This is a genomic window from Nissabacter sp. SGAir0207, from assembly GCF_005491205.1.
GTDB lineage: Bacteria > Pseudomonadota > Gammaproteobacteria > Enterobacterales > Enterobacteriaceae > Chimaeribacter.
Genome location: NZ_CP028036.1, coordinates 146,099 through 158,936, shown reverse-complemented (window position 1 = coordinate 158,936; position 12,838 = coordinate 146,099). Strand labels below are relative to the sequence as shown.

Here is a 12,838-nt window from a genome sequence, read left to right as displayed (position 1 = left end):
CCCTTTAACAGTTAAATTTCAAACAGAACTATTTCAGCGTGACGCGCCAGGTCTGTGACTGACAGGGCCGCAGCCTCTCTGTCACCGTTCCCTCGCTATCATGCGGTTGTTCATCCATGCCGACGGTGGTGATCTCCGTAGCCTGATCAAACATGACCGTGGCACCACACTCTGTCGCCGCCGAAGGGTTGAACAGGCGCAGAATAAGCGCCTCGCCATCCTCTGCCTTTTTCAGCGCGCTGAGCTGGCAACCCACCGACGGCATCCGCAGCAGGCTGTAATCGATCGGCGTGGTGATCTCCGCCTGATTCAGCTTCATCGCATTCCACGGGATTTTGTTATAGCACTGCACGGGCGTCAGCCATGATCTGGCCTGTTGCGCCACCCCAGCCTCTTCTGGCGTGCCGGTAAAGCTCAGCAGGCTGAAGCGGCAGGTCAGCGAACCGCGCATCTGCGAATCGGGCACCGGCATTTTAATGCCCGACGGCCTGCCGGGGCGCAGGAGCAGATCCTCCTTACCCAGCAGCCCCACACCGCGCAGCAGCGTCAGGGCGAAGGTTTTCTCCTTCTCGCCGATGATTTCAAATTCGCGCAGCCCTTCGGTAAATAGCGCCATACCGTGCCGTTCCTGTTGCAGGAGCGCATAATTGAGCATATTCCACACTGGCACCGGCGCTTCCTTCCAGCCCTCCTCTTCCCAGCTCTTCATGGCGCTGTCGCGCACCGGACGGGAAATGGCGCCAAACTGGGTATCCGCCAGCACCGACTCGGTGATAAACGGCGTGGGGATCAGCACGCGCACGCGGTGGTCATTGGCCTGATTGTCGAGACGCACCACCACATCGATACGGCGGCTGTGATGCCCAAGGGTCACTTCCACTTCCACGCCAAGGCGACCGCTGGTTTTACCCGCCGCGCGCTCAGCCAGATCCTGCGGCACCGCCAAACGATAGCGAATAAGCGCCCTGCTCTGCCAGGCCTCATGGTGTATCTCATACTCACAGCTGGCCTGCGCCGAGGTGATCACCCGCTCATCACGTGCCGGTGAGTAGTCATACTCGTCGCCATCATCAGACCCCTCTTCCAGCTCCAGCACCCGGTCATAAGTCAGGCCGCTCTCTTGATCGCGCAGTTGCAGCGTGCCATCGGCGTTAATCGACACCAGCCAGAAGGCATTTTCCAGCACCTTCTGTCCTGCCGCCGCGTGCTGTTGTTCGCCGGCGACACCTGGCTCGATAAACAGCGTAGCGTAGCCCATCGCGGGCAACGTCTGGTGAAGCTGGATATCGTATTCCATAAATGGTTCATAGTTGCCGTAATGGACAATCTGACGATCGATCAAGCCCGGATCCAGCTCCCGCTGCTGACGAATAAAGAACGGCACGTTACGCCCTTCGGCATCAACAATGCGGAACTGACTGGCGCGCAGACGGAGCGTGGTGTTAATCACCTCTTCACGCGGGAACGGCATCAGGTTAAAGCACACCAGCTTGTCGGCAGCGCTTTGCGGCATGTTGTCGGTAATTTTGCGCATATAAAAGCGCGTCAGGTTGTCGGCCATGTCTTCTGCCAGCGCAAAGCGCGCGAGGATTTCGCGGTGAACCTGATCGCTACAGCAGCAGCCGATGCTGTCATGGGCGTGATTTTTTAAGATCTCTTTCCACATCTTCTCCAGCAGGCCGTGGTGATAGTCAAAGCCCAGCGTCCAGGCGAGGGTTGCCAGGGGTTCGAGCAGATTGACAATCTTATTCTCGATTCGGGCATGGGCGAGTTTGATATCCATGCGCGTGGAGCCGATAGTGCGGTGGACGCGCATATATTTGCCGTCGATAAACTCCCCTTTCAGCGTGGCGAGCGTTTCGCGCTGCGCCTCAATGCACGCAAACACCTGCTCGAAGCGGCTCATCACAAATTCGCGCTGCGGGTAGATTTTCCTGAGCGTGTCCATCACCGCAAAAATGTTTTGCTGCAACGGCATCTGGTCGTGGCCGTTGGGCAGCAAAATCTCCTTGGTGAGCGAGGCGTTTTCCAGCACCGTGAAATAGCTGTCGAGGCGTTTGCGCAGCCCCGCTTCATCCTCCGGTAAGTACTTACCAATCGCGTAGCCCAGCGGCAGCACCTGCGCCACCACTTCGCTGCCATCTTCGCTCTGCCATAAAAACTCGGTTTTGTCGGTGCCGTGCCGCTCCGAGCAGCCACGCCAGAACATCGTGCGCGTAATGCCGAAGCCGTTATAGATGTGCGGCATCTGCGCCGACATGCCAAATGAATCGGGCAGATAGCCGATTTTCATTGGCTCGCCAAAGGCCATGCAGTCGCGCATTCCGTACAGCAGATTGCGCACGATGGACTCGCCTGCCACGATGCTGGTGTCGGTCTGGGTGTACCAGGGGCCGATAATCAATTTGCCTGCTTCAACCAGCGCTTTTACACGCGGTCTGCTTTCTGGCTTCACGGCAAAATAATCCTCCAGCACTGCCGTCTGGCCGTCGAGCACGTAATATTTGTACTCCGCATCCTGTTCCAGACGGGTGAGGATCTCTTCCATATTGTTGACGAGCAAGATACGGGACTCTTCGGTGGTGAAATACCACTCCCGATCCCAGTGCATGTGTGGGGTAATGTGAACGCGAGATACAGCTTTCATCCGGATGTCCTGAGGGTGTCTGAATTAAGGTAAAAGGGTGTCGATAACATATTTGCCCTGTCGAACCGCCTGACGCCGCCAGATGATCAGGATGCAGGTAGAGATGGCCGTACCGACCAGCGCCGCTGCAAACCAGCTTGCCGCTGCGATCACGCCTCCCAGCCCGTTATCGTGTAGCAAAAAGAGTGAGAAAATGCCCGCGCCCGGCGTCGAAAGCCCGATGCCCGCCGCGCCGACCATCGCGCCGGTGACCAGCGAACCCAGCACAAAGGAGCCGATGACCCGGAGCGGATCTTCAATCGCCATAGGGATTGCCCCTTCGGTGATGCCTGCCAGCCCTAAAAGCCAGGTGGATTTGCCCGTTTCGATCTCAAACTCTTTGAAGTAGCGCGGCGCAATCAGCGTCGAAGCGGTAACAGTGAACGCAGAAACCATTTTGACCGAGGCAAAAATGGCATAGGGGCCGTAGACGCCGTTCGCCATCGCGCCAAGGCAAAAAGCGTAGGCGGCTTTATTGACCGGCCCGCCCAAGTCAAAGGAGCACATGAAACCTATAATCGCGCCCAGCAGCAGCGCATTGGCCCCGGACAAGCCGTTGAGCCACGCGGTCAGACTGTTGTTGATCCACGCCACCGGTTCGCCGATGACAAACAGCATCAGGCTGCCCGCGCCGAGCGTGCCGATCACCGGGTAAAGATAGAACGTCAGAAAGCCGTTAAATCGGCTGCTCAGGCGGATATGCGCTTTCACCCAGCGCATGAGATAGCCCGCGATCAAGCCACCTGCAATTGCGCCCAAAAAGCCGGAGCCGATCATGTTGGCCGCCAGACCCGCCGCAAAACCGGGCGTCAGCGCGGGTTTATCTGCCAGCGCATACGCGGTGTAGGCTGCCAGCACCGGAACCATCAGCGTGCCGAGCATCCCGCCACCCAGCTTGCGATAGAGCCACAGCCAGGAGTTCTCCATATCAAACAGATGCTGGAGACCGAAAATTTGCGCCAGCAGAACCGCCACCGCCAGCACCGTCCCTCCGGCGACGATCAGTGGCACAGCAAAGGATATGCCGCTGAGCAGCGCCTGCTTCAGCTCGGTTTTGACGCTTTTCGGCGCATCGGGATGCGGTGTGGCACGTGAAGCCGCAACGGGTGGCAACGCCAGCGCTTTGGCGAGTAAACTTTCCGCGTGGCGAATCGGCTCTGCTACCGGCACGCTCAGCGTGGGCAGGCCAGCAAAGCGATCGCTATCTTTAATCGCCACTTCGGCGGCCAAAATACAGGCCTGCGCGCGATTGAGCTGCTCCGCGGTTAATCGCGCTTCAATACCGTTCGCCCCCTGCTTTTCAACGTGCACGTTAATGCCGAGCTTTTGCCCCGCCTTTTCGAGGTACTCCGCCGCCATGTAGGTGTGCGCTATCCCCGCCGGACAGGCGGTTACGCATACGATAGTGGGCGCGCCCTGCACCCGTTCCGCCGTTTTCTCCGCGCGGCCATCTGCCAACACTGCCAGCAGTGCGTCAGGCGTTTTTGCCGCCATTATCGCTGCGCGCGCATCGTCATCAGCAAGCAGGCTGGTGAGTTCGGTCAACAGCTGCATATGGGTAGAGCCTGCTTCGGCATGGGGAATGGCCAGTAAAAAAATCAGCTCGACGTTTTCCGGGCCATCAACGCCCTGCCATTCAAGCGGCTGAGTTAAGGTTGCCACCGCAAATGCCGCCTCGTTGACCGCTGCGGATTTACCGTGCGGCACCGCCAACCCTTCACCCAGTGCGGTGGGGCCGCTGGCTTCGCGGGCATACACGTCTGCTAAAAAGTCTTGCTTATTGCTCAATTTACCCAATGCATTCAGCCGTTCCGCCAGCGCATGGATGGCTTCATCGCGGCTGTTAAAACAGGTCTGAATCAGGCAGGTATCCGGGTGGGTTAACGCCGTTAACTTCATCACGTCCTCACTGTGTTGCTAAGCCGTCGGGGTAACGGCTTCAGGAAGGCGCATTGTGCCGAACAAAACAAGACAATTACGTGATCAATTTCATCGATTCGCCATATTTGTATTAAAGTTGTATTATTTACATTATCAATGCGACGGGCATAATCGCCATAATTTGTGCGATACAACTGCGAGCGCCCATGACCAAAAAACCGATGTACCGTCAGATTGCCGACGCCCTCCGCGAGCAGGTACAGCGCGGCGAATTAAAACCCGGCGACGCGCTGCCCACTGAATCCGCACTTCAGACCCAGTTCGGCGTCAGCCGCGTCACGGTTCGTCAGGCGCTAAAACAGCTCACCCAAGAAGCCATTATCGAAAGCATTCAGGGCAGCGGCTCCTATGTGAAAGAGGAGCGGGTCAATTACGACATCTACCAGCTCACCAGTTTTTACGAGAAGTTGGCGGATCGTAACGTCGCCACCCACAGCGAAGTGCACGTTTTTGAAGTGATCAGTACCGATGAAACCCTTGCCGATCGGCTGGCGATAAACGTGGGCGACAAGGCGTGGCACGTAAAGCGCGTGCGCTTTATCAAGCAAAAAGCGGTCACGATGGAAGAAACCTGGATGCCGCTGGCATTGTTTCCCGATCTCACTTGGGAAGTGATGGAGAATTCCAAATACCACTATATTGAGCAGATCAAAAAGATGGTGATCGATCGCAGCGAGCAGGAAATTGTGCCGGTGATGCCCAGCGCTGAGGCGATCGCCGCGCTGGCGCTCGATCCGGCGCAGCCGGTGCTGGAGAAGATCTCCCGGGGATTTTTGCAGGACGGGCGGGTATTTGAGTACAGCAGCAACACCTTCCGCCGCGATGAGTATAAGTTCACGCTGGTGGCGCGACGAAAGCAGCGGTGAAGGCTTGCCAGACAAAAGCTGATCCATGATGACACGCCGTTCTCGGGCACGGTCTTTCCGTCTTGGGACGATATTCTCCGGCCGGTTAATGCACCCGGAGTCTTTGAGGGTGGGCTGCCTATTAACTCCACTTCAGCCGCCATTATGTCAGCACTGAGCGGCCAAGGCGTGGCCATTGTTCGTTACGCTCTAGCTTATAGAAATCCCAACCATCACTGGCCGCTAACATGACTTACTACCTATCACTTTACCAGTAGAATGGACGAGCCTCTTTTCTAGGGCTATTTGGGTTGGTTTTTACCCTCGTAATATTAGAATGTTTTATTAATTTAATCTGGATATTTTTGTTGAACCTTACTCAAGGAAATGATCATAATGATTTTAATAAGGGCGGCAGAATCAAAAGATATTCCCTCTCTAAAAAAGCTTTTTCTACAGTTGGGATATCAGACAGACACTGAGAGCTTAGAACAACGTATTAGTGAGGCGCAAAGCACACATTGTGCTTTATTAGCTGAATTAGATAAGGAAGTTTGTGGAGTTGTTGTGATCAACTTTATTACACCTGTTCATGAAAATAGCTTATGGGCATTAATTTCAGCGCTAGTAATAGATGAGTCGTTACGTGGGACGGGAATAGGCCAGCAACTCCTGATTGCCGCTGAGCACATCGCCCTCGATAAAAAATGTTCTCAGATTGAGCTTTCAAGCAGTGAAAGAAGAACCAGAGCACACAAATTTTATGAAAATAACGGATACAAAGAAGTAAGGAAGCGCTTTGTAAAGCGCCTTAATGATCTGCCCCAGGTTTATTAACCCCGCAGGGTGTTAGCCCAGTCCGCTTGTGGGACTTTTCGGATCTGTACCAAGGAAGCAGACTAGCAATATGTTTGCCTCACACAGCTCTTTAACTGTCGGGGTATTATGTTCCGTGTCATTTAGAGAGCCAGTATGGATGAAGAAGAAAAAACAGCACCCCAACCCCTCACGATGCCACCTTCCGGCAGTTTCTCACGCAACCGGAAATTGCCCGGGACTTTATGGAGCTCCATCTTCCGGCGGAGCTGCGCGCGCTACACTATTTACTGCAGGCGGGAGAGTCAGCCGACTCCGAAGCCTTTGTTCGCGAATTGGCACAGCGTGTGCCGCAACACGGAGACGCACTCATGACCATCGCCCAGCAGCTTGAACAGAAAGGTATTGAGAAAGGACGTCTGGAAGGACGCCAGGAGGGGATCCAGCTTGGAGAGCAGCGAGGCATTGAAAAGGGCGAGCGCGAAGCCACCCTGAAAATTGCGCGAACCATGCTGCAGAATGGCCTTGACCAGAATATCGTCATGCAGATGACTGGCCTGACGGAAGATGAGCTGGCGCAGATTCACCACTGAGTTGCCCGGGCGCTCTTCCGGGCATCCAGATAAGCCTTCTGAAAGTGTCTCGTAGTGAATTTTATCCCTGAAAAGGAAAACACTCAAAAGCAGCGCTGGCAACGGCCAGTACGCCATAGTCGCCAGCGGCATGCTGGTGAGATAAAGGTCTGCTTTGAGCGAAAAGCGGACATTTAGTTTGAAAATATGCAATGTTACATAAAGATTAATCGCGACAAACGGACGCCAAAATCAGTGTCAGGATTAGTTGTGCTGTCACCTACGCGCTCCTGTATCACTGCAACAGCAAGATCCCTTCTTACAGGTAAACGGTCAGCCTGTGCCGAGGCCAGCGCAGCCGGCATCTCACTTAACAGCAGGTCTGTGCAGTAAACGGGAGACCCCGGTTGCTGGCGCCAGGACATTGCCAGATTGCCAGCATCATATGCATCAAACCCGGTATCGGAAACCAGTTGCATTACCTGTTCGCGCTCGGTCGCGCTATCACCAGCAACCGGGATGGCTATACGGTCAGGCGCTCCAGCCGGTCGGTCTTTGGTGGCGAAAGAGCCGGAGCCTATGGCATTCCATGCTTTTATCACAGGACGGCCCAGCTGTTCAGAGACCCATAGACTTTCTGGCTGGCCTGCTTCAATAGCGTCAATCTTCTCATCCCGGTGCGGATAATAGTTTGAGGTGTCCGCCACGACGACGTCGGAAGGAATACTTTCTATAAGCGGCGCAATCTGAGGCAGGCGACTGAGCGGCACGGAAAGGATGAGCACATCAACGTCGCTGACAGCGTCCGTCGCGTTTACAGGTTTTGCACCTGTCTCAAGCGCTTCAGGGGAAATTGTTTCAGGGCCACGAGAGTTAGCCACTTTTACATCATGTCCGGCTGCGGCCAGCCTGCGGGCCAGCGTTTTTCCTATATGGCCGGTGCCCAGGATGCCTATTCTGCGCGATGAAGGCTGATTCATCTTTATCTCCTCAGTGATTGATGTCAGTGGAAAGAACTACGCTTACCAGCAATGCGTCAGCAGTCCCTGACAGGCTGCGATCGGCCTGTCAGGGTTCATGTGTTAATCGCGATATGTGACTGCCCGGTTGCGGGCCACGATGTGTTCATGCGTCAGGGGTTCATCGGCGGACATAAACTCCTGCATCAGGGCATCGCGATTTAACGGAGCCTGTTTTTTGTCCGCAGCCATCAGGGCCGCCTTCAGTTCAGCCGCGCTGAGTTCCGTGCAGTACGCGGGCGTACCCGGCTGCTGGCGCCATGATTCACTCAAAGAACCGGCATCAACCGCGTCAAACCCTGTTTCGTTGACCAGCACCATAGCAACACGTTTAGCCCTTTCGTCATCACCTGAAACAGGAACGGCTATCCGGTCTGGGGCATTTTCCGGCAGGCCTTTGTCTGCGAGTGTCTTCGCCAGCACGGCATTCCACGCCTTGATAACGGGACGGCCGAGTTGCGCGCTGGCCCAGACGCTCTCAGGCATGCCGTTTTCAACCTCTTCAATGGATTCGTCGCGGAACGGATAATAGTTGGACGTGTCAATAACCGGCACGGTGTCAGGCAGCGAGTTCAGCAATCCGGCCAGGCTGCTGTGTGCCGTGAAGGGGATAGAAAGGATAACCAAGTCGGCGTCTTTGAGGGCATCTTCACGCGTGACAGCGGTTGCACCGGCCTTACGTGCGATGTCAGCAATGGTTTCAGGGCCTTTGGAGTTAGCCAGTTTTACCGTGTAACCCGCCGCTGAAAGTTTTGTGGCCAAAGTGGCACCGATATTTCCTGCACCGATAATGCTTACGTTCATCTTTTTACTCCTGTTGTACTGATAACTGATGGTTTATTTTTCAGCCGGGTGGGCAAAATTGTTGAGCGTGTCGCGTAGCTGAGCAAGCTCATCTTTACTGAGCTGACAGGCCGAGCGAATTTTGTCTGTCACAGACCAGAGTTCTTCGCGCAGCGCTTCCCCGCTTTCAGTCAGCGTCACCAGAACCCGCCGTTCGTCGGCCGGATCGCGCTGCCTGATCACCTTGCCTGCCGCTTCGAGCCGCTTCAGCAAAGGGGTGATTGTGCCGGTATCCATTCCAAGCCTGCTGCCCAGCTCTCCAACTGAACGGGGCGTTCCGCTAAACAACTCCAACATGACCAGATACTGCGGAAAGGTCAGTCCTAGCGGATCGAGAAAAGGCTTGTGCATACGGTTCATCCGGCCAGCGGCACCGTAAAGTGCGAATGACAGCTCAGTGCTGATCTCTCTTCGTTCTGTGTAAGTAGTCATGGTTAATATCTGCCGTTTGATAATCTAGTGTACTAGATAAATTATGGCATTTTTTTTTCGAATTGGGTTGCAGAATCATTAGGTAATTTGTGCGGTAGCTCTGGCCTTTATGCATGGCACTACTCAATTCATCTGCTGCGTCAGGTAGATAAACGTCTGTCCGCTCCTATCACAAAACGAGCATTCCTCTTTCCGCTGTGCCACGGGCTGCTGGCTCACTCTGTCTTCCCGTGTCATACCCGGCCAGAAAGTCCGGATAGCGACGGTTCTCCTGTCCGCTCCGCTCTCTGGCACCCCCATCTTGCAAGGTAAAGAAAAGTGAATCTGTATGTTCTTTGCCCTCTCTCTTCTACCCTTATCAGGGTGTCTGTAACGGATAAGGAAGAAAAGAATGTCTATGTCAGCATATCCCCTCCTCTTGCGTGCACCGGGCAAAAGCCTGCTTATGACCCTGCTCTGTGTGGTGTTGAGCAATACGGCCCATGCCGCAGAGAACTCAATGTTTCAGATGTTGGCAGCGGATTCAGCCACGCTGAATGCGTATCGCTGGAATAAACGGCCAGTGATAATTTTTGCGCCCTCACAGCAGGATGCGAAATATCTTGAGCAGGTCAGGATGCTCAAACAGCAGCAACCCGCACTGGAGGAGCGCGATATTATTGTGCTGACAGATACCTCGCCGGATACCAAAAGCACGCTGCGTTCGCAGTTACAGCCTGAAGGTTTTGAAATTGTGTTGGTGGGGAAAGATGGCGGCATAAAACTGCGGGAAACGTCACCTATCTCGGCAGAGGTTTTGCTATCCACCATCGACAGGATGCCGATGCGTAAAGCGGGGCAAGATTAACAGCGCGCCCATGGTCGTACCGATTTTATGGGGGAAAGTGATCGCCCATTATTCGAACGGTAAAAAGTCATGGATTAGCCATCAATGGCAGGATCTACCGCCCTCTCCCTGGTCAGGCGTTTGTATCGCGCGCCTGCCGCAAAATATTCCCTATCGTGATGGCTACCCCACGCTGAACATTCAGGCGCGGTACGTGAGTGTCTGTAAAAGGCCAATCCTGAGATATCAGTCTATTATGAAGATTCATTTGGTGGTTAAACAACCAATAGGGAAGCCGTAGCTGGGCGTCTCCAGTCCTTGGGGAGGCCCTGCTGGCAGTACGGTTCCAGGAGTCCGGCACGACCGTGAGGGTTGCGTCGGTCTTCGCACCGGATGAAACCGCCGCCAGCGCAAGTCTGACAATATTTTGAGCCTGTGGAGTGGGAGTCTGTGGTACCTAAGCCCGTGCTTGATGGCGAAAGAGAGATGAGCCACAACGGCGGTAATGATGAGGAAGAGATAAACAGCTACTTCACAACATGCCCTCCCTCAAGCATAGGGCATCACATTAAGGAGATGTTATGAGCACTCAATCAAACCGCGGCGTCGTTTATCAGGGGCCGGGCAAGGTGGAAGTTGAAAATATCCCCGATCCCACGTTTACCAATCCTGCCGGTAAGAAAATCGAACACGCCGTGATCCTGAAAGTCATTTCAACCAACATCTGCGGCTCGGATCAGCACATGGTGCGTGGCCGGACTACGGCCCCTGCGGGCATGGTGTTGGGGCATGAGATTACCGGGGAAGTGATCGAAAAGGGCCGCGATGTCGAGATGCTGGCCGTCGGCGACATTGTGTCAGTGCCTTTCAACGTGGCCTGTGGCCGCTGCCGTTGCTGCCGTGAGCTGGATACCGGCGTCTGCCTGACGGTCAACCCGTCCCGCGCGGGCGGCGCTTATGGTTATGTGGATATGGGCGGCTGGGTGGGTGGGCAGGCCAGATATGTCATGGTGCCCTACGCTGACTTTAACCTGCTGAAGTTCCCCGATCGCGATCAGGCGCTGGCCAAGATAAAAGATTTGACCATGCTCTCAGACATCTTGCCGACCGGCTTTCATGGGGCGGTGACGGCGGGCGTTGGCGTCGGTTCCATCACCTATGTGGCGGGCGCTGGCCCGGTGGGCTTGGCGGCCGCGGCGTCAGCGCAGATCCTTGGCGCAGCGGTGGTCATGGTGGGCGATTTCAATCAAGAGCGCCTCGCGCACGCGGCAAAAATGGGCTTTGTGCCAATCGATCTGAGTAAACACGATCGTCTGGGGGAGATGGTCGAGCAGGTGGTGGGCGTGCCGGAGGTGGACTCCGCCATCGACGCGGTTGGTTTTGAAGCGCGCGGGCACTCTGGCAAAGAGCAGCCGGCGATCGTGCTTAATCAGATGATGGAAATCACCCGCGTGGCGGGCAAGATCGGCATTCCCGGCCTCTATGTCACACAGGATCCGGGTGCCCATGAGAAAGCGGCACAACAGGGTTCGCTTAGCCTGCAGTTCGGCTTGGGTTGGTCGAAGGCGCAATCTTTTCACACCGGCCAGACCCCAGTGCTGCGCTACAACCGCCAGCTGATGAATGCCATCCTGCATGACCGCTTGCCCATCGCGAAAATTGTGAATGCACAGGTCATTCCGCTGGAAGCGGCTATGGAAGGGTATGCGCAGTTTGACGCAGGCGTTGCGGCAAAATATGTACTCGACCCGCATGGGATGCTGACTGATTAATCGCTGCTGAAATCTCGCCAGAGCCACAGGAACGCCTGTGGCTCTGTTTTAGGGGCAATTCGCTTCCTATGTTATTAAATACGCGCCTACTCTGCGCCTATTTTCCCAAACTGATTGCGATATGAAGAGGGCGAGATGCCAACGGCTTTACGGAAAGCGGCACGGAAACTCTCCATGGAGTTAAACCCGCAGCGCGCCATAATCTGCTCACTGTGCAGGTGATTGCTTTCCAGTAGGTCACGCGCCAGGTTCATTCGCGCTTGCAGCACCCATGTCTTGGGCGTAATACCCATCGCCTCCCGGAACCGCCTTAAAAAAGTCCGCTCTGACATTAACGCTTTGTCTGCCAGTTGTTTGACTGACAGATCGCTGTCCAAATGCTGGAGCGCCCACTCCAATACAGAGGCAATTTCATCCCGGGGCTTCTGGGCAACAGGAGAAGGGATAAATTGGGTCTGTCCGCCAGAACGCTGGGGAGCCATAACCAAGCGTCTTGCAACAATATTGGCGACATGCATCCCGTAATCACGGCTCACCAGATGAAGGCAGGCATCAATGCCCGCAGCACTCCCGGCCGAGGTAATTATCTGCCCGCTGTCAACATAAAGCACATTGGGGTCAACAGTGATGCCGGGATAACGTTCTGCGAGTTCATCGGTATATCGCCAGTGCGTGGTTGCGCTCTTCCCATCCAATAAACCCGCGGCGGCAAGCACAAATACCCCCGAACAGATTGAGAGCAGGCGCGCCCCGCGCTGGTAGGCGTCATTTAATGCGTCCAGCAGTGCCTGCGGGGGTGTTTCATCACGGTTACGCCAGCCGGGAATAATAATGGTGTGCGCTTCACTCAATGATTCCAGCCCAAAACGGGAGGCAACCTGAATCCCACCTGACGCCTGCATTGGATAGGCATCCACTGCCACTATCCGGTGTTCATACCAAGGGAAATTAAATTCGGGGCGTGGCAGGCCGAATATCTCTACCGCGATCCCAAACTCAAAGGTACACAGCCCGTCATAGGCAAGAATAGCCACCACATTTGGATGAGTTAACATTGGCGGAAAACTACCAGTTATTGTCAGATGC

10 protein-coding genes and 1 pseudogene are annotated in these 12,838 nt (G+C 55.1%); 5 read left to right on the top strand and 6 right to left on the bottom strand.

Annotation, left to right across the window (positions count from 1 at the left end):
* Window positions 1–28 precede the first annotated feature (28 nt).
* Both mngB and mngA read right to left on the bottom strand, forming a co-directional pair.
* Window positions 29–2,647, bottom strand: a complete 2,619-nt coding sequence (gene mngB, locus C1N62_RS18535; RefSeq protein WP_137765188.1) for a mannosylglycerate hydrolase — start codon at window positions 2,645–2,647, stop codon at window positions 29–31.
* Window positions 2,648–2,671: 24 nt separating this feature from the next.
* Window positions 2,672–4,585 (bottom strand): PTS 2-O-a-mannosyl-D-glycerate transporter subunit IIABC, encoded by a 1,914-nt coding sequence (gene mngA, locus C1N62_RS18530; protein ID WP_137765187.1) that lies wholly within the window; start codon window positions 4,583–4,585, stop codon window positions 2,672–2,674.
* A 188-nt stretch (window positions 4,586–4,773) separates the two neighbouring features.
* Between mngA and C1N62_RS18525 the strand changes: the two genes are divergently transcribed.
* From C1N62_RS18525 to C1N62_RS18510, 3 genes and pseudogenes are all read left to right on the top strand, one after another.
* Window positions 4,774–5,493, top strand: a complete 720-nt coding sequence (locus tag C1N62_RS18525) for a GntR family transcriptional regulator (protein ID WP_137765186.1) — start codon at window positions 4,774–4,776, stop codon at window positions 5,491–5,493.
* Window positions 5,494–5,868: 375 nt separating this feature from the next.
* A complete protein-coding gene (locus C1N62_RS18515) occupies window positions 5,869–6,309 on the top strand; it encodes a GNAT family N-acetyltransferase (RefSeq protein WP_137765331.1) in 441 nt (146 codons plus the stop codon).
* Between the two features lie 143 nt (window positions 6,310–6,452).
* A pseudogene (locus C1N62_RS18510) lies at window positions 6,453–6,881 on the top strand (Rpn family recombination-promoting nuclease/putative transposase); the annotation flags it as partial.
* Window positions 6,882–7,075: 194 nt separating this feature from the next.
* On the opposite strand, the gene C1N62_RS18505 reads toward C1N62_RS18510, so the two are convergent.
* The 3 genes from C1N62_RS18505 to C1N62_RS18495 all read right to left on the bottom strand — a co-directional run bounded on the left by C1N62_RS18505 (window position 7,076) and on the right by C1N62_RS18495 (window position 9,154).
* Entirely contained in the window at window positions 7,076–7,840 is a 765-nt protein-coding gene (locus tag C1N62_RS18505; RefSeq protein ID WP_137765185.1) for an NADPH-dependent F420 reductase, read from the bottom strand.
* A gap of 102 nt (window positions 7,841–7,942) precedes the next feature.
* Window positions 7,943–8,713 (bottom strand): NADPH-dependent F420 reductase, encoded by a 771-nt coding sequence (locus C1N62_RS18500; protein ID WP_255508616.1) that lies wholly within the window; start codon window positions 8,711–8,713, stop codon window positions 7,943–7,945.
* A gap of 3 nt (window positions 8,714–8,716) precedes the next feature.
* Entirely contained in the window at window positions 8,717–9,154 is a 438-nt protein-coding gene (locus tag C1N62_RS18495) for a MarR family winged helix-turn-helix transcriptional regulator (RefSeq protein ID WP_137765183.1), read from the bottom strand.
* A gap of 391 nt (window positions 9,155–9,545) precedes the next feature.
* Here C1N62_RS18495 and C1N62_RS18490 point away from each other — a divergent pair, with 391 nt between their 5' ends.
* Together C1N62_RS18490 and fdhA are read left to right on the top strand one after the other, a co-directional pair.
* Window positions 9,546–10,001, top strand: a complete 456-nt coding sequence (locus tag C1N62_RS18490) for a DUF4174 domain-containing protein (protein WP_137765182.1) — start codon at window positions 9,546–9,548, stop codon at window positions 9,999–10,001.
* Between the two features lie 560 nt (window positions 10,002–10,561).
* Complete coding sequence (gene fdhA, locus C1N62_RS18485; RefSeq protein ID WP_137765181.1) at window positions 10,562–11,752, top strand: formaldehyde dehydrogenase, glutathione-independent; 1,191 nt, start codon at window positions 10,562–10,564, stop codon at window positions 11,750–11,752.
* Between the two features lie 86 nt (window positions 11,753–11,838).
* Here the strand turns inward: fdhA and ftrA are convergent, their stop codons facing one another.
* Entirely contained in the window at window positions 11,839–12,807 is a 969-nt protein-coding gene (ftrA, locus tag C1N62_RS18480) for a transcriptional regulator FtrA (protein WP_137765330.1), read from the bottom strand.
* Between the last annotated feature and the right edge of the window lie 31 nt (window positions 12,808–12,838).